This window comes from Paenibacillus sp. FW126-R14 (genome assembly GCF_058789495.1).
Genome location: NZ_JBYTBS010000001.1, coordinates 231,297 through 253,611, shown reverse-complemented (window position 1 = coordinate 253,611; position 22,315 = coordinate 231,297). Strand labels below are relative to the sequence as shown.

Here is a 22,315-nt window from a genome sequence, read left to right as displayed (position 1 = left end):
CATAATAAAAGCGTTTAAGAATGATCATTTTAGAAGTAAATTGATATTATTTATACTATTTTTTCGAAATTTACCTCTATAAGCCCTTGGACTATATCCTGTCGCCTTCTTAAACACACGGCTGAAATGTTCAGCATTCAAGTAACCAACCTGTTCGCATATCTCACTTATCTTCATGTTCATTCGCAATAAGGACTTCGATTCCTCCATACGCTGGTTTGTTACATACTGAACGAACGTACACCCAACCTCTTTGGCGAATTGCTTGCTTAAGTAGCTTTCACTGACACCGACCATTTCACAAACGAGCGACAAGTTTATGTTTTCGCGATAATGCGAATCCACCAATCGTTTTGCCTTCAAAACGGGGAGGCTATTCGGCTCACATCGCGCATTACGGCTTTCATGAGTAGCGCTGTACATACTGTGGCATATTTGCCTAAGCCAAATGAGCGTATCCTCCAATGTCTGAGAGTTTTCGATTGCCTCAAAGGGATCGCTAATCTTGCAATCCAATTCACCCCAACGCAGCCCTTTTTGATATAAAAAGGCCCCGATTCCCCAAATGAAATCAGCCAACACCTCTTTGGTTTCAATGGGATCCGAACCTTTATTTCTCATGATGGTCTTCATGATTTGTTCCAGCTTGTGTTCCCAGGCCAGCTTGTCTTCCAGCGAAAAAAAACGGATAAAGTCGGCGATCATCCTCTTGATCTCTTCTTTTTGTGCCGTAAGCTTGCTGCGGTCCTGCTCGACGTGCGCTTGTTCAGGATAAAATATTCGGCCGAATCCTTCAAAATAAATGCTAGCCGCCAACTGCTTCGCTTGATCGTACAACCGGCGCCAATTTTTCCTGCTGTTAGCTGTATCGCTAACTCCAATGGAAACTTTCAAATTCATATATTGTTCAATACGGGTCTTTATTAACTGAAAAGCGAACTGGATTTTGTGACGGCTTGCCGACCAGCTCCTTTCTTCGGGAAGCGTTAAGAACAACACGTAGTTGTCAGCATCTTGCCTATCATACAGAAACGGAATCGACATGGAATGAAGGACAGTCTGAATCGTTTGGACAACGAAACTCCCCTTTTGGGTATCGCTCATCCATGGCTCCGTTTGCCTCCTTATACACAACACTGCGGCTACCTGATTAACTTCTCCGATACTTTCACAAATCTGGGCTGTTAGTTGATCGTACTCAAACTTCTCAACCTCCGGGTTCATAGGAATAAGCTTTCTAATGTATTGCTCTGTTTTCGTCCTGCCCCATTCATTCGTTTCTACGCGACCAATCCTTTTCATTGTTCTACGTTGATTAAGCGTTTGGATCGCTTTCGTAACGACACGTATGAGATGCTCCTCGTCTAATTCCGTTTTCACAATATAATCGAGCGCTCCCAATAAGAAGGTATGCCTCACGATTTCATAATTGCTATAAGCGCTTAAAATAATCCAGACCGGTGGCTTGCATATTTCACTGGCATTGCATTCACGAAGCAGATCAATTCCACTCATTTTTGGCATTTTGATGTCCGTAATCACCAGATCAATGTCACCATACTTCCGCAAAAATGCGATCGCTTCCGCCCCATCATTGGCTTCGCATACGATTTGAATATGAAATTCCTGCCAAGGAATCATTTGATGCAAGGCAAGTCTGACCAGCGGCTCGTCATCCACAATCATCATCTTAAACACGGTATGCCGTCTCCTTTTGTCCAAGAATGCCGATCACTTGCCTAACCGCTCTAGCTCAAGTTACAGCTATCATGCGCATCATACACGTTATCATCCATTTATAAAATCCCACTCACTTTACATCTATAGCTCTATTTTGACATATTAGCTTAAAATCCCAATGAAATTAGCGGATACCTCTCGAACAGTATCCGCCAGCTTCACCCGCTATTTCGTTTATTTCACCGCATCCATCATGTGCTTATATTCCTTCGCGTGGAAAGGTCCGCCTTCTTTCATAACGGTCCATAACGGATCAATGTCCTCTTTCATAGTCAGCATCATGTCATCGTGCCATTCATTAAGCAAATATACAGCTTTCATATGGATATCGCTTCTGTCTTCAACGAGATTGTACTGTTCGTAAGGATCATTTTCCAAATCAAACAGCATGTCTTTGGGAAAGCCATGATAACCGTCGTGATAGGTTCGAATATACAGCCAGTTCTCAAATCTGACGCTTCGTTGGCAGACATGTGCGCATTGGGATACAACCAAGTAAGGTCTGCCTGTATCAGCGCCCTCCGTAATGCTTTCCGCATAGCTCAAACCGTCCCAAGACTCCGGTTTCGGCGCACCCAGCAAGCTGGCCAGTGTAGGGGCAAGATCCAATTGATAATGGAGCCCCTCGTCAACGCTTCCTTTAAGGCCGCCAGGCCAGCGGATGATCATCGGAATTCGGCAGGTCCCCTGATCCGCTGTCCCGTGCTCGGAGTAAATACCTAATTCCCCCATATTTTCCCCATGATCCGCGCTAACAATAATCGCTGTATCCGCTAACACCCCGAGCTCGTCAAGCCTTTGAATGACTTCCCCGATATGCTCATCCATATAACGAATGGCGCAATCGTAATTGTCGATAATCGTCCTTAAATCGTTATGCTGCTCAATCGTTTGGCTATGCCTCGGATGTCGGTAATAATGCGACTTGGCAAGCTTATTCATATCTTCAATGCTGTGCTGCCCCTGTTTGAGCTTATGCTGCAAGAATACATCTTCCGTAATCCATGCCGGCATAGGTTCGTGGGCAAATGGGTTGCCTACGTGCTCCGGCGTCCTATATGGCGTATGCGGATCCCAGAAATTAAGATGCAAGAACCAATTTTCTGATTTCGCATTATCTTCCAGCCATTTGAGCGCAACGGGCAATACTTGTTCAGCAGACTCGCCGCCCCTGCCTCCAACATTTAACACTTCATTAAATCCCGCGTTAAAGGTCCATACGGAATGTCTTTCTGAGAAGGTGCTGATCGATGCCGTCTTCATACCCGTTTTACGCAGCACGCCAGGAAGGCTTTCCGTCGCCAGCCGGTCGCTGAAACCGCGCTCCATCCCTTCGCGCCTCATATCCGCAGCCGTGCCCCCATGTCCGACGACGCCGGTGTGGATCCCGAATCTGCCCGACATTAATGCCGATCTGGAGGGCATGCACGGGGCGTCCGAGCAATAGTAGTTGGTAAACCGAACGCTCTCTTCGGCAATCCGGTCGATATTAGGCGAAGTCGCACGATGGTAACCATAGCAGCCCAAATGATCAGGACGCAAAGAATCTAAATCCAAATAAACAATTCTCATAGGTTATGTAACCCGCCTTTGATGTAATTTGTTGTTTGTGCATCTTCTCTAAATTAACCTTTTACGGCACCGGCAATCCCATCTACAAAGTAGCGCTGCAGGAACAGGAAAATAACAATGATCGGAACGATCGCAATCGTGCCTCCGGCGGCAATCCCTGTCCAATCCACCACATTCTCGCCCCGAAGCGCGTACAAGCCAACGGCAAGAGGCCGCAGATTGGGCGAACTGAGTGTTAAAATTAACGGAATCATAAAAGAGTTCCAGGACCAAATGAACTGCATGATCGTCACACTTCCGATGATTGGTTTCGATAACGGCAGCATAATGGTGAAAAAGGTGCGGAAAAATCCACAGCCGTCCATAATGGAGGCTTCCTCCAGCTCTTTGGGAATCTGGCCGAAGAAGGTAGCAAAGAGCAGGATAAAGATGATGTGCGCTCCTCCCGCTTCAGCGAGAATGACCCCAAGCAAATTGTTCATCAGCCCCATTTGTTTGATCAAATCATAGATCGGAATAATCGCAAATTCCATCGGAACAATCATACTGGCGACCAAAACCGCCATAACCCCCTTCTTCCCTTTAAAAGCGTACCGGCCTAGTACATATCCGCAGGTTGACGTTGCCAGAAGTACGATGAGAATAGTACTGACGGAAATAACGACACTATTCAAAAAATAGCGTTCAAAATTCGCTTCATTCCATGCTCGGATCAGATTCCCCATTTGAAAGCTGTTCGGGATCAACCGCAGGCCATTAGCGAAAAATTCGCTCTGTGTCTTGAAGGAAGCCGAGACCATCCAGAGGAACGGATAAATCCAAACGAGGCAGAAGGCGGTCATGATGACGTGGAACAATGATAATCTTAGAATTTTCATGATTTTGCACGACCTTTGATTCGTTTACTCAGCACGGATTGAATCACCGCGAGAGCGCTGATGGTTACGGCAAAGAAGAGACCGGCAGCCGATGCATACCCTAGTTGCGGAAGCCCCATTTCACTGGAAAAGGCGTACCGGTAAATATAGGTGGACACAACATCCGTCGCGAAGAAGGGTCCTCCATTGGTCATCGTTTTGATCAAATCGAACACTTTCAGGGAATTGACGACATTGAGCAGCAAAATGACGGCTCCTATCGGCACAAGCAGGGGTACGGTAATATGAAAAAATAATTTGCTCCCTCTTGCTCCATCCACTTCCGCAGCTTCATACAGATCCTTGGGTATCCCCTGCAGTCCGGCAAGCCAATAAATCATGTTAATCCCGAGATTTTTCCACACTGAAATGAGGATCACGGTAAACATGGACCATTTGGCATCTCCCAGCCAATTAATTGGTGCGTCGAGCCAGCCTATTTTCAATAACGCATCATTGACAGCTCCGTCGCTGCCCCATATGAAAACCATGATAATACCGACAATCGATGTGGTTGTAACAACCGGCAGAAAGATGAAGGTCCGGTAGACGCCGGCCCCCTTTATCCTGGGACGATTCAGAACAACGGCAAGTATTAAGGGTATGAACAGATTAAGAGGCACGACGCCAAACATAAAAGTAAAGCTATTTTTAAATGCGTTCCAAAAATAAGGGTCCTTCGCCACTTGAACGTAGTTATGAAGTCCGACATAGGTTGCATCGGAGGTTAACCCCGACCAATCCAAGGTGGCGTAGTACAAGCTGGCTGCAATCGGCCAGCCTTGAAACAGGACGAAAAGGAGTATCGTCGGAGCCAGGAATAGCCAACACCATAATTCAATTTTCCATTTGGTTTTCACGATGCGTGAACTCCCCATTATTTGATCGATTTGTAATCTTGTTCTAAGTAATTTTTATCGGCGCTCCAATTGGAGAATGTGAAATCATTTTTGTCTACCTTCGCGCCTTCCGACTTCGCCTTCGCAATAGCCGTATCTAACGCTTTATTAACGAGATCAGAGTACTGCTTAAGCGGAGCGGTCGGATCTTTGATCGCCCCGGCTACGACGCCTTGCAGGATATCGCCGACACCAGGTTGAACATCCTTATAGTTCCCATACACGCTCGTAAGCTCAGGGTTTCTAATCTGAGGATTCGGAATTAACCGTGAAGACTTCTGAACGATGTCATAGTATTGCTTAAATTGCGGAATTTCGGAAGCCGTCTCATTGACATCCTTTAAGATTGAGAAACGGTCTCCCGCTTTCACCAATACGGACTGGTACTCTTTACTGAAGTATTCCTTTAAATAAAGCGCGGCCTCTTTCGGATGCTTCGATGTCTTCGATATCCCGATCCAAGGACCTATAGTCGATTTAGGCAAATATCCCTTTTGTCCATCGTCCGGCACCGGAGGCATCATCACACCGAAATCCAAATTCGGGTTATCCCGCTTCCACACCCCGATGGACCATTCCCCCTGCAAGATGAAACCAGCCTGACCCTCCCCGAATAGAGCGCGGGCTTCAGGTGCGGAAATGCTCATCGTCTTCGGATGGAAACTTCCGTCGTCCTTCATCCCCTTGAACAAGTTCATCACATCGACAACGGCTTTGCTGTCATAATTCGCGTCATGCGTCACCAAACTGATCGGCGATTGTTGGTTTAACCCGCTGCCGCCAAGTGCGGACCAGTCCATAGCCGCCAGCTTCCAGCGGCCGATTTGCTTGCCGCCCTCAATGATGCCGTACGCCTTGCCTTTGCCCGCTTCCGTAATTTTCTTTGCCGCCTCGCGGAATTCCGAATATGTTTTTGGCGGGTTGTCGGGGTTCAAGCCGGCATCTCTAAACAACTGCTTATTGTAATAGACAAGCGTACTCGGCACGCTCGAAAGCGCAGGAATGGAATAAAGCTTGCCGTTTAGCACAGTCGAACCTTCCACGAACACACCGTCAATGAACCGGCTCTTAAAGGCATCGTCTAGGTAATCGTCTAACGGGAGATACCAATCTCCTTTAACCGCCATACTGAGCGACATATTGCCGGGAATAGGGAATAAATCCGGTGCATCTCCCGATTTAATCGCTGTTGTGATCGTATTCTGGAATTGATCGACGCTCATTAGCGTATATTCGATTTTGATATTTGGATATTTAGCTTCAAAATCTTTCATAAACTTCTCGCGATAGGGCTTCTCGCTATCCGCCCAGTCCATCACGCGCAGAGTAACTTTCTCACCCGTTGGCGCTGCTTCGGCTTTATTGCCGGACGCTCCCGCTGCGGGAGTTGGGGTACTGGCTGTATTCGCAGGAGAGGCAGAACAAGCGGTAATGATTTGTACAATTAGTGCAGATCCGATGAAAATCGCAGCATACTTCCGTTTTTGTACCATTGGCATTTCCCCCTTTAATATGACACCTATTCGCAGATAACCTTATTTCGTGCGCCTTTCAGCTAATTGTATGCGCTGTCAATTCCTCCTCGCGATAAACTATATGTATTATGTTATCCTACAAACTGTCCTCAGACCATGTAGGCACGATTGCACTTTTTGTACTTTTGATACTTTTCCGAAAATTACTTGGGGACATGCGAAAAGCTTTCTGAAAAACGCGATTGAAATGCGACGCATCATAGAAGCCGCATTTTTGGGAAATTTGCTCAATGGTGTTTGCCGGGTCTTCCAGCATTCTTTTTGCTTGTAAAACTCTCATTTTTTGCAGCATCTGCATCGGGGTAAGATCATAAACCTTTTTAAACGCCCGGCTAAAATAAACAGGATTCATATGGTAAATGTCCGCCAATTCCTCACGCGTAATATTTCGCTCCAAACCCTTTTCGATATAATGAAGCGCATAATTGAACCGGTTGATCTCAAACGTATCTCTGGACGTACGCTTTTCTCCTATTTTGGAGCTTTCTACAATCTCATGAAGCAGGAAAAGAGCCAGAAAACCCGCCTGCACGGACCTATGCGTATTGTTATTCTGCTGCCACATGTCTTTCAGCTCGTCGAACTTCTTTTCATACAAAGCGGTATCTCTGATCGTAATAACCTTATTTAAGGGGAACATCCGAAAGAAATCTTCTCCCTCCCTGACAGCCAGTTCAATACTAAAGAGAAAGTGAACGCCTTCCATCTGCGATATCACATTAAAAGGCGTATCAGGGCGATGAATCATGACATCTCCGGTTCTGGCGATATACTCCTTACCGTCATCCGTCGTGATCACCTCTCCTTGTTTAATGTAGGACACAGTCAAATAAGGCTGGGTGAAATCAAACATAAATCGGGAGTAGTACTGTATTTTTTTCACATCAAACAGCGTTATGGCAAATAGATCCTTCACTTGTGTGAGCAAAACGGGTCACTCCTTGTTAAGGTTAATTCATAAACAGCTTACATCCAAAAAGAAAAAAAGTACAAAAAAAATCCTCCGTTTGCAATAAACATGAGGATTTGCCTTACACCTATTTACGATTCGGCTATAGCCAGCCAATGCCCAGGCTGAACTTCTACGAACCGCGACCGCTCCAATCCGTATGGATCTTGTACGGCCGGATCGATCGGCGGCACGAACGTCTTGCGGGACTGCACCGCCGGATCGGGTACAGGAATCGCTGCAAGCAGCGACTTCGTATAGGCATGCAGCGGGTTCGCATACAGCTCTTCGCTCTCCGCCAGCTCCACGATTCTCCCCTTGTACATAACCGCCACACGGTCACTGATATGCTTGACCATCGAGAGGTCGTGCGCGATAAATAAGTACGTCAGCCCCAGCCTTTGCTGCAGCTCCTCCAGCAGCTTGACAATCTGCGCCTGGATGGAGACATCCAGCGCCGACAGCGGCTCGTCGCAGACGATAAATTCCGGCTCGACGGCCAGTGTGCGGGCGATTCCAATCCGCTGCCGCTGCCCGCCCGAGAATTCATGCGGATAGCGCATGGCGTGCGATGCGCGGAGACCGACCATCTCCAGCAGCTCCTCAATTTTCTTCTGCCGCTCCAACTTGCCGCTCGTCATCCGATGGAGATCCAGCGCCTCGCCGATAATGTCGGCAATCCGCATGCGCGGGTTCAGCGAAGCATAAGGGTCCTGGAAAATCATCTGCATATAGCGGCGCATCGTCTTCATTTCACTCCGCGACAATCGATTGAGCGGTATGCCCTTATACAGCACCTCTCCCCCCGTCGCCTCATTCAGACGTAAAATGGTCCGGCCCGTGGTGGATTTGCCGCTGCCTGATTCACCGACAACGCCAAGCGTTTCACCCGCCCGGATATCGAAGCTGATATCGTTAACCGCTTTAATGATTTGGCCTTTCCCCAGATTGAAATGCTGTCTGAGCGACCTAACCTCCAGCAAAGGGCGATCTTCTGCAGAACGGCTGACAGCTGAGACAAGCTTGGGCTTTTTCTTCTCATCAAGGCGAGGCAGCGCATGTAGCAGACGTACCGTATAGGGATGCTTCGGCGCAGAGAAAATTTCCTCCGTTGTCCCCGTTTCGACAACCTCGCCATCCTTCATGACGACAACCCGGTCGCACATCCCGGCTACGACACCCAAATCATGGGTTATCAGGATGATCGAGGTCCCCAACTTGCGCTGAATTTCCTTCATCTGATGCAAAATTTGCGACTGAATCGTTACGTCTAGCGAAGTGGTCGGCTCATCGGCGATCAGCAGCGCCGGCCGGCACGCAAGCGCGATCGCGATCATCACCCGTTGACGCATGCCCCCGGAAAATTCATGGGGATACTGCAAATAACGGGCTTCAGGATTAGGAATCCCGACCAGTTTCAGCATCTCGACTGCTTCAAACCGGGCTTGCTCCTTATTAAGCCGCCTGTGCTTGATCAAGCCTTCCTCAATCTGCCGACCTATGCGCATCGTAGGGTTTAGGGAAGACATCGGATCTTGGAAAATCATGCCGATATCGCGTCCGCGGATCTCCTCCATCTCTAAATCCGATTTGTCGGCTAGGTTTTGTCCCTTGAAGAGCACCTCCCCACCTTTGACCTTCGAGGGTGGAGATGGCAATAGGCGCATGATGCTCCGGGCCGTCACACTTTTTCCGCTGCCGGATTCCCCTACGATGCCCAGCGTCTCGCCCTCGCGCACCGAAAAGCTTACGTTTCGCACCGCTTCAACTTCCTTATCGCGAGAATAAAAAGAAACAGTTAACTGATTTACTTCTAAGATTGACGTCATATGATCACCTTTGTGTATTGTTTTCATCAAATCGCAACAAAGTGGAATATTATTTCGAGGATTATTGACATTCTTCGTTGCTCACTTTAAAATCTACTATATCGATCGGAATAATGCAATATATAATACAAACCGTTAAAAGGAGCACAAGAACTTGACCGGGCACACTGTCGCAATGGATTCCCGTCTCGTCGACCGACTCGGGAACCTCTTTTCCAAAATGCTATTGCATCCTACTTACCGCCTTTTGCTGCTGGCAGCCGGAGCGCCCCTGCATCTAGTTATCTATCTTGTCTTTCTGCGCCGTAAGAAGCAAAGTGCGCATACATCCAGGCTGGATAAATTAGAACAGGAATGGACGGCCTCCGGCTATCGAGACAGTCTGGTGGCGGAGACGAAGGATCAACTCCAACGCAAGCACCGTTTTTTCGGTCAATCCATCGCACCTGAGAAACTGAATCGCGAAGCTAACCGGATTGCCGCAGCCAAATTCAAAGAGGCGCTACAGAGCCAACTTAAAGCTCAACAGAGCGAGGGCGGCCAGCCCCCAGTCACCTATGCGGATACGTTCACTGCGTTGATCCGGCACCCGGCGATTCTGGCTGTATCCCTTGTCCCTGGTGTTCTCATGTACGCGCTTATGCTCATTTATGGCAACGCCTATCTAAAATACATCATTGAACGGCTCGTGATGACCGTCTTTGTTATTTTTGGAGTGGCCTTTCTCGTCTTTACCATTTTGCATTTGTCGCCTATGAATCCTGCCGCCAACATCATCGGGGAAACCGCTACCGCAGAGCAAATCGCTGCGTTCAACAAGCTTTATGGCTTGGATCAGTCTTATCTGGCCCAGCTCTGGCATACTTTCCACGGCATCCTGACATTTGATCTGGGCAAATCATTCGCAGGCAACGAAGACGTTACGACCTCAATCGCCGCGAAGTTCCCCGTGACGCTGACGCTTACCGTCATCTCCACGGTCGCAGCCGTATTGATCGCCCTGCCAATCGGGTTAGTATCCGCCACACGGCCTAATTCTTTCTTTGACTATACGTTCATGCTGATCGCGCTGATTGGGTTGTCGATTCCGAACTTCTGGCAGGGGCTGATTCTCATCCTGAATTTCTCGATCAAGCTGCACTGGCTGCCTGCTACGTATAATCCGCAGAACGCGTTGACGATGATTATGCCTATTGTCGTACTAGGAACAGGGCTTACAGCAGCGGTCGCCCGGATGACGCGCTCTTCTACGCTGGAGGTCATTCACGAGGATTATATGACGACAGCCCGGGCCAAAGGGCTGACCCGCAGGCAAGTGCTGTGGAAACATGCCGTAGGGAATGCCCTGATCCCGATTATTACCGTCATCGGACTGCAATTCGGAGCGATGCTCGGAGGAGCGGCGGTAACGGAGAAAGTTTTCAATATTAACGGGATTGGAAGCTACATTGTGGACAAGCAGTTCATCCCCGATATTCCTAGCATTATGGGCGGAGTCATCTATACGGCCATTACGATTTCTATCGTAAATGTCGTCATCGACATTTTGTACGCTTTTTTCGATCCAAGAATCCGATCCAAAATGAAACAATACTAGCAGGTGGCCAACGTGACCAAACCAATTTTAACGAAACAAGACATTCATTTCAGACTACGCACTTGTACCGAATACGGGCAGGCCAGCTTCGCCGGCATCGCTTCCCTGATCTTAGCGCTAGTGCTGCTGATTAACAGCTTTCAGGGAGGGTCAACACCAGCCGTAAAGCCAGCTGTCTTCGCTGCCTTTGTCTCATATTTGATCTTCGCCTTGCTCCAATTCGGAACGATGGCATTGATTCGCAGAGACCTGCTCCTTTACGGAGAGCTGCGCCGCACCACACGCCGATTAGGCTACGTGCTGTTGCTCAGCTTATTGACCGCTAATATCTTTGTCGTAACGGCGGCTTTTCAACTCATCAAAAGCAAGAAAAGCGCCGCTTACACACTCTCGGTCTACGCTCTCTTGACGACCGTATTCGTATTCGCGGTTTCGGCCTTGAACGTCTTTAAGCCTTATGTATCCAACTTATTCGTACCCGGCATGTCGCTCTTGTTAGTTGGGGGTGCCATACAATTGCTTGTTATGCTGCTCATCGCCAGGTATTCAGATGACACGCTTCTGCCGAAGTGGATGTGGATAGCCGCCATCCTATTGCTTGCAACATCCGTAACGGGCAATCTCTTTGCCCTGGCGCTCGCTATCCTGTTAATCGCCAGACTTAGAAACAGGAGCGATTCATCCGGACCGAAGCTCAGCGAGGTCATCGACAAGCTGTCCCGCAGTTCCACCTCGATGCTGGGCTTGTGGTTCATTGGCTTTCTAATTGCCATCTCCTTGTGCAGCTACTTGACGTTCGACTATGGCATGGCCATCGACAATAATTATGGGGCGATCCTGCAAGCGCCGAACCTGACCTATCCGCTTGGCACAGACAATTTCGGCCGCTGCCTATTCTCACGGATCGTATTCGGTGCCCGCATCTCGCTGTTCGTCGGTATCCTCTCAACGTTAATCCCAGTGATCATCGGGGGCTCGCTGGGAGCAATATCCGGCTACTATGGACGTAACACAGACAATTTAATCATGCGGGCGCTCGATATTCTGTACGCGATTCCCGGCATCTTGCTGGCCATCGCCATCATTGCCGCGTTTGGTGCCAATACGATTAATCTCATTCTAGCGCTGAGCATCGGGGCCATCCCTACGTACGCTCGGACAATGCGAGCTAACGTGCTTCTCGTCTCTTCGCTAGAATACGTGCAGGCGGCACGCGCTTTCGGCGCGGGAGATCTGATCATTCTGCTCAGGCATATTGCTCCAAACTCCATTGCGCCGATGATTGTCAAATCCACGCTCACTGTCGGTGGAGCCATCATTTCGACAAGCAGTCTGAGCTTCCTTGGACTCGGCGTTGAACCGCATATCCCGGAGTGGGGCAATATTTTGAAGGTGGGGAGCTCCTACCTCGAAACGAATGCTTATACGGCAATCTATCCCGGCTTGGCTATTATCGCGCTGGTGCTGTCCTTCAACTTTCTGGGCGACGGATTGCGCGACGCGCTTGATCCCAAGCTGGACTAACCGTTTTGGATTAACCGTTTTTCAATGATTTTGGAATTTTCATTCTTTCTCCAAAACCGCTTCGTTACGAAACATGCAGGATCTGGATTGAATGTGCATTCATATATTATTTAGCATTATAGGAGGTCACAAGTATTATGAAGACTAAAAGCAAAATTGTCATTCCTACCGTCCTAGGCATCTCTCTGATGCTCAGCGGATGCAATTTCACTACCAAGGATCAGGCCGCAGCATCGCCGACACCGGGAGCAGCAACCCCTGGGACAGCAGCCGTCAACAACACTCCCGTCGATATCGAGCTGCTGGGCACGAGCGCAAACGAGACAGATCTTAACATCGTCCGCGACCAGTTGACGAAGAACGGCTTCAACGTTAAGCTGAACATCCAGCCGGACTACGGCACATTCAAAGCCCAACAGGACGCAGGCAACTTCGACATTGCTTTGTCCAGCTGGACCACCGTTACCGGCAACCCGGACTATGCGGTGCGCTCCCTTTTTAAGTCGGGTGGCGACTATAGCATCTTGAAAGATCCTGAAATCGACAATTTGATCGAACAAGCTTCGGCTCAAACACCGGAGCAATACCCGGAGACGTATAAGAAATTCGAGCAGCAGCTCGTTTTTGACAAAGCTTATATCGCGCCGCTCTACAATTCGCTTAAAGCGCAAGCGTTTAATCAAGACGTTCTGAAGAAAGAGTCCGTACGACTTTCTAAGTCACGTTCCCTTCCTTGGGAGGAACTCGATTTCAAGGATGCTTCCAAACGCGCCAAAGATCCGATCATTTTGCAATCATCGCTACCTTCTCTGACATCGCTTGACCCGATCAAGGGCAATGATGGATCCATTAATATTATTAACACGAACATGTACGTTCGTTTGCTCAATCTGACGGACGACGATAAGCTGACGCCTGAGGGCTCCCTATCGTACAACTTCGCGATTGCCGAAGGCAATTCGGACTACTACTTCATTTTGCGAGACGACATCCGATTCGCACAGATCAAAGATAAGCTGGCCGTGGATTCCGGCGAACGCGTAGGCGCAGAAGATGTCATTTTCTCGCTGAATCGCGCCAAAGACAAAAATTCCGTTCCAAATCACCGCACGTTCACGCTGCATGAGCATATTCAGAAGCTTGAGCTCGTGACAGACCCGGCGGCACTCGAATCCGTTAAGCTATCCGGCGGCTCCGAGACCGTCAAAGCAGCTTTGGAAAAAGGGCTCGACGCCAAAATCACGTCATTGGTATCCGACAAAACCAAAGCCAGCAATAAGGAAGGCAAGTATCAGGTGGTTAAGCTGACGACGACTAAGCCGTTCCCGCAAGTATTGAACTATCTTGCCCATCAATCGGCAGGTATTGTCTCCAAGAAGCAGGTCGAGAGCATCAATACGTACGATGTAGCGAAATACGATGTGAATAAAGACATTGCCTACGGAGACCAATCAACGGTTACCGAGGGAGCCAAATACAATAACACCTTGTCCACAAGCGGTCCTTATATCCTGTCTTACAAAAATGATTACGAAGCCGTCTTCAACAAAAACCCGGGATATATGAAGGGCACGAAGTACGAACCGCGAGTCGATACGATCAAAGTCCGGTTCATCAAAGACGCAGAAAGCTCCCTTTCCGCGCTCAGAAGCGGTGAGATTCACCTGCTCTACGGTGTTTCTGAGATTAAATTCGACGTCGTCAAAGCCGATAGCAAGCTTTCGCTGCAAACGGTCCCTAGCAATGCCGTATCCTACCTACTCTTTAACACCAAGAACCGCGAAGTTGCCAAGAGTGCCGATTTGAGAAAAGCTGTGCTGTACTCCATCAATCAAGACGAGTTCCTCGCTTATTACAAAAATAATAAGTTCAAGGCCGTCTCGACGTTAAGCCCGCTTGTCAAAACAGGATTGGAACTCAAAGCAGACGCGGCTAAAGCGAAGGATTTCCTGAACAAGTATAAAGCTAGTAAGTAAGCTGCTAACCATGTGAAAGACTGCCTCATCATCGGGAAGATGGTTGGGCAGTTTCTTTCATACAACCACATATACACAGATAGGAGCTTTGAAAAATGCCTATATCCGAACCAAACGCAGTCAAACTCTCACAATGGGATGCCCTCATCCTTGAATCTCTTAAGTCTCAAGGCTGGCCTGCAGACGAGCTGCTTCAACGTGTCAAGACTGGCGAGCTGCCCGTAGATCATAGCAAGTTCCAGTTCAACTATGCTCGTTTAACCGAGCTCTCGGAAAGCGATCCCGTGCTGTTCGAACAAGCGGTACGTCACGGCTACCAGATCAAATATAACACCCTGCGAGGCATCGCCAGCTGGATTCTCCTCGCCCTCGGACAAGAAACCGAGCTGCATCTGGAGCAAGGCAAAGAATTCGTCATCGCGAATCTTCATACGGAGGAGTATAACCGCCTGACTGCGGTTCTTTCTTACGGCTGGGTCGTGCGTGGGGAGCCTGCCGCTTCTGGGGAAGAGAGAACGACATATGCCATTGGGACGCTGTATTCAGAGCTTCAAAACAATAAAGGCTAACTTCATTTTGTGCAAAATACAATAGAGAGGCTGTCTCAAAAGGCTAGGAATAGCCTGAGGGACAGCTTTTTGATTCTAGGATGGCATCCTATTGCGCGAGTGGGAACTATGATCCTCTATTTTTGAAAGAGTCCATATTTCTGTATGCTAGAGAGAACTATGATCCCCTATTTTACACCTTGTTGCCAAAATGAGAGGTATTCACGGGCAATAGGACCCTGTAGATCCGTCCGCAGCCAACAAACAGCTCTTTTAGCGCAAATAGCGCCCTGTAGTTCTCACAACTTTGCCGGCCAAAGCATCTTCTCCATAAAAGCGTGATGCACCAGGGTCTCGTGCAGACGCAAGATCATTAGTGGTGCTCTCCGCTACCTCGCTCAATCGCCCGTCCCGATGTTTACTCATAACGGCTCTTCACCTTACCACATGACAATTATGGAAGCTTGAATAATGAACTAGTTAATCGTAGCGATTTATATCAAAAAATGTCGAATATTATTCAAATCGAAAATTTGCATGAAAAATGGAATTATATAAATGATTGAATTTTCCGCATATTTAAAAGAGACTAATTTCACAACAAAAAACGAAAATAAACCCCGTAAATACGCGTATTAATTGGGGTTAAGAAAGTTTAATAAACTGATCCTCACCTAAGAAAAAACAACTGAAATTAAAAGTTCAGAATCTTAAAACGAATTTCTTGCCAAAACATACAGGTAATGCTAATGTCGAATTATATCGAAAAAAATATAGAAAAAGAGGTGCTCTATGAGGTTGTCCATCGCTAAAAAAATAATAACAGGTTTCTTAGTTATTGCACTTCTTCTTGGACTTGTCAGTATGCTTTCCTACTTTTATTTGCAAAAGATAGACGATTCCTATACAGATCTGGTTGATAGGCGCGAGAAGATTTTGAACAATTCAAAGGACATGAGAGCTGCCACACTCCAGCAAATGAGCAGCTTGCGTGACAATTTATTAGCTCCAAACAAAGAGGCAGAGGATCGTTTAATGCTCGCTAGCGCCAATTTAACGGATCTCATAACTGCCACCAGCACGATGGTAAGGCGAGATGTGGACAGAAACGACCTGAGCAAATTCAATGAGCTCAATCAACAATTTAAGAAAAGCGCCGACCAAGTGAATTCCCTGCTGGGCACGAACAAAGAAGCGGCAATGAAACTGGCCTCCTCGGAAGTTATTCCGCTTGGTCGCGAGATGGAAAGCCTTGCTAATAAAATAGCCGATGGGCAGCAAGAATTAGTCGATGAAGAAAGCGCTAGTAATACAGTAATGGTTGACTCCATTAAAAAAATTGTTCTGATCATTAGTGTGGTCGCCTTCATATCGGCAATACTCATAGGGTTGTTTATTTCAAGAGTAATCTCCAAACCGATCGTTCTTATCGCAAAAGCGGCAAAACAAATAGCGGCAGGCGACTTAACGCAAGCAAAGGTAAAAGTGAAGAATCGGGACGAGGTCGGTGAATTGGCCGATTCCTTTGAGCAAATGGTCGATAACCTGCGCGGTGTTATCTATCAAGTAACATCTGGTGCTGAACATGTCACCTCATCTTCAGAGGAAATGACTGCCAGCGTCCAGCATAGCAATACAGCAACGGAAGTCATTGTTACGGCCATGCAGAAGGTCGCCGCTGGAGCCGATCAGCAAGTTCAAAGCGTCATGGAAAGCGTCAAAGCCGTTGATGAAATGTCAGTAAGCGCCGAGCAAATAGCGATAAATGCACAAGGTGTCTCCTCCTCCGCTACAGAAGCTGCCGGAAAGTCCATAGAAGGAAATCAGGCCATCCAAAAAGTAGTTGCTCAAATGTACTTCATACATAAAACCATCGAAGATTTATCGAATATCATTACAAGCTTAGGAGAGCGCTCTCAAGATATCGGAGAAATTGTAAGCATCATAACCGGCATCGCAAAACAAACGAATCTCCTGGCATTAAACGCCTCCATTGAAGCTGCACGGGCCGGCGAGCAAGGGAAAGGATTCGCGGTAGTGGCCGGCGAAATTCGCAAGCTAGCCGAACAATCTTCCCATTCCTCTCAACAGATTTCGGATTTGATATCTACCATTCAACAAGAGACATATAGTGCAACACAATCGATGGAAGTTGGAATAAAAGAGGTCAACGAAGGAATTCTTGTTGTAAATATAGCAGGAACTTCATTCGAGCATATTGAACATTCCGTACTTAAAGTAGTCAGCCAGATTGAAGAGGTTGCTGCGGCTGCAGAGCAAATGTCCGCTTCTACCGTACAGGTGGGCAGTTCCATGCAGCATATTTCCAAAATAGTCGAGGAATCTGCATCGGGGATCCAACATGTGTCCGCTTCTACGGAAGAGCAGCTGGCTGCCATGGAGCAGGTATTCTCCTCTGCTTCCTCCTTGTCCAAATTGGCGGAACAATTGCACAATCAAATGGCTAAATTTAAAGTGTAAGGGCGCACGGCAAAATAAAGGGGCTGGCGCACATCTATGGCTTATGGCTGCCAAAAATGGTTTATGCCCCCTCCCCCCTTTATTTCGTTGACAGCTTTAACCTAGAACGTATAAGCTTCCTCGCTTCGATCCGTTGCGATCGGAGGATCGATGGACAATGCCGTGACTTCTTTACGCCATTCATTCGTGAAGTTCAGATCCACCGCAGCCAGAGAAGGCTCCAGCTGTTCCACGCTGCGCGCGCCGATGATCGGCGACGTAATTGCCGGATTGCTGAGCACCCAAGCAACGGCTAATGTAGCCGGGTGAATGTCTTTCTCGCGGGAATACGCTGCGAATCTATCGGCAATATCGTAATACGCCTCGTCACCGTAACGCTTCGTATAGTTGCTCTGATCCACCAGCCTGCCCGTTGAGGGCTTTTTGCCTATTCCGTACTTCCCTGTCAGCAGCCCTCCGCCAAGCGGACTATAGCTGATGACTCCGAGCTTCTCGGATTCAGCCAGCGGCAAAATCTCGACTTCCGCTTGACGTTTGACGAGATTGTACATCGGCTGGATCAGCTCGAAGCCAGCTAAGCCTTCTTTGGCGGAAATGCCGAGCGCCTTCGCGATCTGCCAAGCAGCCCAATTGCTGACGGCGGGATACAAGATTTTCCCTTGCCGCCGCAAGTCGTCCAAGGCGCGTACGGTTTCCTCGATGGAGGTTAGCGAATCAAAGCGATGAATAAAATAAAATTCAAGCCGGTCTGTGCGAAGCCGTTTCAGGCTTTGTTCGACCGAGAGAAACAAGTGTCTGCGCGAGGCTCCGCGCGCATTCGGATCGGAGCCGAACGGGAAGCCGGCCTTAGACGTAAGAACCAGCTCGTCACGTTTGCCCTCGATCAGATCACCCAGTATTTCTTCAGCTGCTCCGCTGCTGTAAACGTCGGCGGTATCGAAGAAATTAATGCCTTTGTCCAAACAGCGATGGAACAATTGCTTGGAAGTTTCCTTGTCGGCGTTGCCGCCAAAGGACATCGTTCCGAAGCAGAGCTCCGAAACTTGAATGCCCGTTTTTCCAATTGTCTTGTACTTCATATGACCATCTTCCCCCTCAGGTCTTAGTTCTCCTGTACTGCGCTGCGGAATGGCTGGCCGGGAGCAGCCGTTTCCCCGGTCCGAACAGCTTCTCTCTCAGCGTCCCCGGTTCGTAGTCCAGTTGATAGACGCCACGGCGCTGCAGCTCCGGTACGACTCCATCGACAAATTCACGCAAGCTCCCCGGTGTAATCAGATGCGCAAGATTAAAACCGTCCAGACCGGTCTCCTCTACCTGCTCCTGCATGTAGTCGGCGATTTGCCCCGGCGTTCCTACAGGCAAGTGGCCTTGCCCTTTGTTCAACGTCCCGATGCGTTCCATCACTTCCTTGACCGTAAGGCGGTTCGTGACATGTTTGGTATATTGAGCCGCCCGGCTCTGGCCATGATCGGTTGCCCGGTATTCCAGGTAAGAGTCGGGATCGAAGGCGGATAGATCATAGCCGCTAGAGCCGCCGAATTGCGCAAGCGCCGCCTCCCGGCTCCACAAGCCGGCGTATTCCCGCAGCTTTGCTTCCGCCTCCTCCTGCGTTGCTCCGACGATGACGTTCAAGCCGGTAAACATTTTGATGCTTTGCGGATCTCTGCCTAATTGCTCCGCTTTGTTCCGGATGTCTTCAATGTTGGCTTTAAGCGACTGCTTCGAATTGCCGCCTACGAAGACACATTCCGCATGCTTGGCGGCGAACGCCCGTCCTTTCTCCGAGCTACCCGCCTGATACAGGACAGGCGTACGCTGCAAGGAGGGCTCGCTTAGATGCGGTCCCGGCACACGGAAAAACCGGCCTTCGTGATCGATGCGGTGAACCTTCTCCGGCTCGGCGTATACACCCCGGGCGGTGTCACGCACGACGGCGTCGTCCTCCCAGCTGCCTTCCCAAAGCTTATAGGCAACTTCCAAAAATTCATCCGCAACGTCGTACCGATCATCGTGCTTGATCATTGTATCCAACCCGTGATTCAAAGCCGCACTCGGCAAATAGGAGGTGACGATGTTCCAAGCGATTCTTCCCTGAGTCAGATGATCGAGTGTAGTGAACCGTCTGGCATGCGCATAAGGATGTTCATAAGTAGTCGTCACCGTAACGGCAAAACTGAGATTCTCCGTAACGCTCGCCATCGCAGGGACGATGAGCGCCGGATCGCCTAGCGGCACTTGAACGGCATCTCGAATAGCCGGGCCGGCGCTCATTTTATAAACATCATAGACCCCGACGACATCCGCAAGAAACAGCGCATCGAATTTTCCGCGCTCAAGCAGCCTGGCCATATCCACCCAGTAATCCAAGTCCGTATAGCGGTGTCTTTGGCTATCCGGATGTTTCCATAAACCGTGTGAATTGTGCATCGCACTGTTCATATCGAATGCGTTCATGATGATTCGCTTTCCCATAGCCCCGTGTTTCCCTCCTTCCCTCATTCTCATTAAACTTTATATTCATGATAAACGCCATTTAGAAACCACTTGCCGACGTGATGCAGCTTCAAACGAGCCGGATCGTGCAGCGTATGGATGCGAACATTGCGCCAATGACGGTCGTAATTATGCTTGCGATCCATCGATGAAGTGCCTGCAACCTCGAAGAGAGCGTTAGTGATCTCGATCGCCGTTTCCGTAACGAGCCATTTGGCCGAATCAACCGTCAATGCAGCCCGGCCGGCGGTTTCCGCATTCAACTCCTTGCGCGCGTGGTCGATCGCGTCGGCCGCCCGGTCCAGCAAGGCTTCTGCCGCTTGCAGACGAATGCCTAGCTCGCCGAACCGGCGAATCAGATCGGGCTCCTCGCTCGCCCGCTCTGCGCCGCTGCCGTAAGCCGGACGCGCATGATCGCGAACGAAGGACGCGGCATCCTCCAGGGCGGCCCGCGCAATGCCGATGTCAATGGCGGCATGCATGATTTGCCCAAAGGCCGAGAAATATTGAGGGCCCTCAAATATTTGGAAGTGGGGCAGCAAATAGCTCTCCGGCACCTTCACATCTCTGAGCACAACGCTGCCGCTCGCCGTCGTCCGCTGGCCGATGCCTGACCAATCATCGAGCACCGTTACCCCGGGTGCGTGCCTCGGTACGAAAGCGGTCATTCTTTGTTCGTCTTCGTTCAGTGCGGTGACAGGGATCCAGTGTGCATAGAGCGCCCCCGTCGAATAATATTTATTGCCGTTTACGACGAAGCCTTCCTCGCCCTCCAATTGACGAACAGTGGTCGTAAGCTTTCTCGCTCCCTTGCTGCTGCTGCGCTCCGCCAAACCATTGCCGAACTGGGCGCCATTCAATACTTCCCGGAAGAAAAAGCTTTTCTGCTCCTTGCTGCCAATCAACTCGATCGTTTTCACAAAAAAATGATGATTTTGCGGAATTTGGCCGATGGATCCGTCTGCGTGCGAGATGATCTTGAAGATGTCCACGAGCGTTCGGGTGGATACGTCCGGACCTCCGTACGCCTTCGGCACGACGAGTCCAAGCAAGCCTAATTCGGCCAAACGCTGCATCTCACGCAGAGGCAGCTTTCGTCCGCGGTCCCGGTCAGAAGCTCCGGGGCGTATTTCCTCCGCAAACAATCGCGCTGCCGCCAGCGCTTCCTCATCGCCTTGGAGCACGTGCGCCTGTGGCCGCTCATTGAAAAAGGAAAGCGGCAGATCGCGCTCAGCGAATTGCGAGAGCGGTTCTCTTTGAGGACGCTCCATTTCTGAGGTATCTACAAGGATTTGTGCGTTTTGAATGATCGTTAGATCCAGCGAAGCTTCTAAAGGAACATCGCCTTGCAGACATCCGTGTGCTTGCATCTCCTTCTTAAGGTTGACGAGCCTGCTCCATTTATCGTCCGTAACGCTAGTTCCGAATTGCAGGTAGAGGTGCTCGGAGAAAATGGAAGGGATGGCATCCTCGGGTACGCCGAGCTGTTTGGCGGCGAGCCGGTGCGCTTCGGTTTGGTTGTCGCTCGCCCATTCGGAAGCCAGAGAAACATGGGCGAGCAAGCGCTCAACCTCAACCGGTTGCTCCCGAAGCCATCCTGCCGAGACAGTCAGCACAGACAGTTCCGGATAACGCACGCTGAAGCCTTCCAATTCACGAATTCCCAGAAGCCGCCGGGACTCTGCGGAGAGTGCCTGGTCGGCATATACGGCATCCACTTCTTTGCTTAGCAGTGCGCGGAGCTCCCTCCTCCCGGCATGGAATCCGTCCAGGGCATGCTCGGCTTGAAGCTCCACCCATTTCAGCGTTCCCGACTCCACTCCCGCTTTCTGCAGCGCAGCGGCTACAATCCTTGTCACATCGCGTTTTCGAATGCTGCCATCGGGGGTGAACTTCGCAGCAGTAATCCCTAATCTTGCCCCCTTTAAATCGGCTGCTGTTCGTAACGGCGAATCCGCCTGCACAAGAATGGCACCGCGCCGATCCTGCTGCTGAAGTCCGATGATGCGAATCTCCTCTCCCAAAGCCAACCGCTGAAGAACGACCGCTGCCCGCTCCATGCGGAGCTCGAACTCACCGGCTGCCCCTGCCTTAAGGCGAAGTCTGCCGGAGCCTGAATCCCGTAAAACCGGGATGCCTCTTCTCCGCAAATCGAGTGGCAGCTCCCCCAGCTCATAAGCGAGATCGATGGCATTCGGCACCTCAGGCGCCACCTGCGGCAGAGCATCTATTTTTATTGACATACTTATCCTCCT

Annotated in this window: 16 protein-coding genes; 5 read left to right on the top strand and 11 right to left on the bottom strand. The window is 49.5% G+C overall.

All coding sequences use genetic code 11. From position 1 onward, the window contains the following. Nucleotides 1-24: 24 nt before the first annotated feature. The 7 genes from AC3WRW_RS00960 to AC3WRW_RS00930 all read right to left on the bottom strand — a co-directional run bounded on the left by AC3WRW_RS00960 (nucleotide 25) and on the right by AC3WRW_RS00930 (nucleotide 9,441). The gene (locus AC3WRW_RS00960) at nucleotides 25-1,689 is read right to left on the bottom strand and encodes a helix-turn-helix domain-containing protein (protein WP_492544277.1); all 1,665 of its coding nucleotides are present in this window, start codon (nucleotides 1,687-1,689) and stop codon (nucleotides 25-27) included. 225 nt (nucleotides 1,690-1,914) lie between these two features. Next, nucleotides 1,915-3,312 carry a sulfatase family protein gene (locus AC3WRW_RS00955; RefSeq protein WP_492544103.1) on the bottom strand — a complete coding sequence of 466 codons (1,398 nt, stop codon included), beginning with the start codon at nucleotides 3,310-3,312 and terminating at the stop codon, nucleotides 1,915-1,917. 53 nt (nucleotides 3,313-3,365) lie between these two features. Continuing rightward, on the bottom strand, nucleotides 3,366-4,190 hold the full coding sequence (locus AC3WRW_RS00950; RefSeq protein ID WP_492544101.1) for a carbohydrate ABC transporter permease: 825 nt from the start codon (nucleotides 4,188-4,190) through the stop codon (nucleotides 3,366-3,368). Beyond that, entirely contained in the window at nucleotides 4,187-5,089 is a 903-nt protein-coding gene (locus tag AC3WRW_RS00945; protein WP_492544099.1) for a carbohydrate ABC transporter permease, read from the bottom strand. The genes AC3WRW_RS00950 and AC3WRW_RS00945 overlap by 4 nt, the downstream gene beginning before the upstream one ends. A 17-nt stretch (nucleotides 5,090-5,106) precedes the next feature. Beyond that, nucleotides 5,107-6,621 carry an ABC transporter substrate-binding protein gene (locus AC3WRW_RS00940; protein WP_492544097.1) on the bottom strand — a complete coding sequence of 505 codons (1,515 nt, stop codon included), beginning with the start codon at nucleotides 6,619-6,621 and terminating at the stop codon, nucleotides 5,107-5,109. Nucleotides 6,622-6,739: 118 nt separating this feature from the next. Continuing rightward, nucleotides 6,740-7,591: a helix-turn-helix transcriptional regulator gene (locus AC3WRW_RS00935; protein WP_492544095.1), complete on the bottom strand. Its 852-nt coding sequence runs from the start codon at nucleotides 7,589-7,591 to the stop codon at nucleotides 6,740-6,742. Between the two features lie 113 nt (nucleotides 7,592-7,704). Then, the gene (locus tag AC3WRW_RS00930; RefSeq protein ID WP_492544093.1) at nucleotides 7,705-9,441 is read right to left on the bottom strand and encodes an ABC transporter ATP-binding protein; all 1,737 of its coding nucleotides are present in this window, start codon (nucleotides 9,439-9,441) and stop codon (nucleotides 7,705-7,707) included. 154 nt (nucleotides 9,442-9,595) lie between these two features. On the opposite strand from AC3WRW_RS00930, the gene AC3WRW_RS00925 reads away from it, so the two are divergent. From AC3WRW_RS00925 to AC3WRW_RS00910, 4 genes are all read left to right on the top strand, one after another. Further along, nucleotides 9,596-11,038: an ABC transporter permease gene (locus AC3WRW_RS00925; RefSeq protein ID WP_492544091.1), complete on the top strand. Its 1,443-nt coding sequence runs from the start codon at nucleotides 9,596-9,598 to the stop codon at nucleotides 11,036-11,038. A 12-nt stretch (nucleotides 11,039-11,050) separates the two neighbouring features. Further along, a complete protein-coding gene (locus AC3WRW_RS00920) occupies nucleotides 11,051-12,562 on the top strand; it encodes an ABC transporter permease (RefSeq protein ID WP_492544089.1) in 1,512 nt (503 codons plus the stop codon). A gap of 137 nt (nucleotides 12,563-12,699) precedes the next feature. Further along, nucleotides 12,700-14,538, top strand: coding sequence for an ABC transporter substrate-binding protein (locus AC3WRW_RS00915; protein WP_492544087.1), 1,839 nt, complete (start codon nucleotides 12,700-12,702; stop codon nucleotides 14,536-14,538). Between the two features lie 95 nt (nucleotides 14,539-14,633). Further along, the gene (locus tag AC3WRW_RS00910; RefSeq protein ID WP_492544085.1) at nucleotides 14,634-15,107 is read left to right on the top strand and encodes a hypothetical protein; all 474 of its coding nucleotides are present in this window, start codon (nucleotides 14,634-14,636) and stop codon (nucleotides 15,105-15,107) included. Nucleotides 15,108-15,359: 252 nt separating this feature from the next. On the opposite strand, the gene AC3WRW_RS00905 is transcribed toward AC3WRW_RS00910, so the two are convergent. Next, the gene (locus AC3WRW_RS00905; protein ID WP_492544083.1) at nucleotides 15,360-15,512 is read right to left on the bottom strand and encodes a hypothetical protein; all 153 of its coding nucleotides are present in this window, start codon (nucleotides 15,510-15,512) and stop codon (nucleotides 15,360-15,362) included. A 366-nt stretch (nucleotides 15,513-15,878) separates the two neighbouring features. Here AC3WRW_RS00905 and AC3WRW_RS00900 point away from each other — a divergent pair, with 366 nt between their 5' ends. Then, complete coding sequence (locus AC3WRW_RS00900) at nucleotides 15,879-17,567, top strand: methyl-accepting chemotaxis protein (protein WP_492544081.1); 1,689 nt, start codon at nucleotides 15,879-15,881, stop codon at nucleotides 17,565-17,567. A gap of 101 nt (nucleotides 17,568-17,668) precedes the next feature. Here the strand turns inward: AC3WRW_RS00900 and AC3WRW_RS00895 are convergent, their stop codons facing one another. The 3 genes from AC3WRW_RS00895 to AC3WRW_RS00885 are packed head-to-tail and all read right to left on the bottom strand — an operon-like array spanning nucleotide 17,669 to nucleotide 22,303. Further along, complete coding sequence (locus AC3WRW_RS00895; RefSeq protein WP_492544079.1) at nucleotides 17,669-18,646, bottom strand: aldo/keto reductase; 978 nt, start codon at nucleotides 18,644-18,646, stop codon at nucleotides 17,669-17,671. A 16-nt stretch (nucleotides 18,647-18,662) separates the two neighbouring features. Beyond that, nucleotides 18,663-20,039 (bottom strand): LLM class flavin-dependent oxidoreductase, encoded by a 1,377-nt coding sequence (locus AC3WRW_RS00890; protein ID WP_492544077.1) that lies wholly within the window; start codon nucleotides 20,037-20,039, stop codon nucleotides 18,663-18,665. Between the two features lie 32 nt (nucleotides 20,040-20,071). Then, a complete protein-coding gene (locus tag AC3WRW_RS00885) occupies nucleotides 20,072-22,303 on the bottom strand; it encodes an SfnB family sulfur acquisition oxidoreductase (RefSeq protein ID WP_492544075.1) in 2,232 nt (743 codons plus the stop codon). Nucleotides 22,304-22,315 lie beyond the last annotated feature (12 nt).

What these genes read in the sequence shown, in the direction of transcription:
- AC3WRW_RS00900 (WP_492544081.1), top strand. Translation starts at nt 15,879, where the DNA reads ATGAGGTTGTCCATCGCTAAAAAAATAATAACAGGTTTCTTAGTTATT.
- AC3WRW_RS00895 (WP_492544079.1), bottom strand. Translation starts at nt 18,646, where the DNA reads ATGAAGTACAAGACAATTGGAAAAACGGGCATTCAAGTTTCGGAGCTC.
- AC3WRW_RS00940 (WP_492544097.1), bottom strand. Translation starts at nt 6,621, where the DNA reads ATGGTACAAAAACGGAAGTATGCTGCGATTTTCATCGGATCTGCACTA.
- AC3WRW_RS00915 (WP_492544087.1), top strand. Translation starts at nt 12,700, where the DNA reads ATGAAGACTAAAAGCAAAATTGTCATTCCTACCGTCCTAGGCATCTCT.
- AC3WRW_RS00885 (WP_492544075.1), bottom strand. Translation starts at nt 22,303, where the DNA reads ATGTCAATAAAAATAGATGCTCTGCCGCAGGTGGCGCCTGAGGTGCCG.
- AC3WRW_RS00890 (WP_492544077.1), bottom strand. Translation starts at nt 20,039, where the DNA reads ATGGGAAAGCGAATCATCATGAACGCATTCGATATGAACAGTGCGATG.
- AC3WRW_RS00955 (WP_492544103.1), bottom strand. Translation starts at nt 3,312, where the DNA reads ATGAGAATTGTTTATTTGGATTTAGATTCTTTGCGTCCTGATCATTTG.
- AC3WRW_RS00960 (WP_492544277.1), bottom strand. Translation starts at nt 1,689, where the DNA reads ATGATGATTGTGGATGACGAGCCGCTGGTCAGACTTGCCTTGCATCAA.
- AC3WRW_RS00930 (WP_492544093.1), bottom strand. Translation starts at nt 9,441, where the DNA reads ATGACGTCAATCTTAGAAGTAAATCAGTTAACTGTTTCTTTTTATTCT.
- AC3WRW_RS00910 (WP_492544085.1), top strand. Translation starts at nt 14,634, where the DNA reads ATGCCTATATCCGAACCAAACGCAGTCAAACTCTCACAATGGGATGCC.
- AC3WRW_RS00905 (WP_492544083.1), bottom strand. Translation starts at nt 15,512, where the DNA reads ATGAGTAAACATCGGGACGGGCGATTGAGCGAGGTAGCGGAGAGCACC.
- AC3WRW_RS00950 (WP_492544101.1), bottom strand. Translation starts at nt 4,190, where the DNA reads ATGAAAATTCTAAGATTATCATTGTTCCACGTCATCATGACCGCCTTC.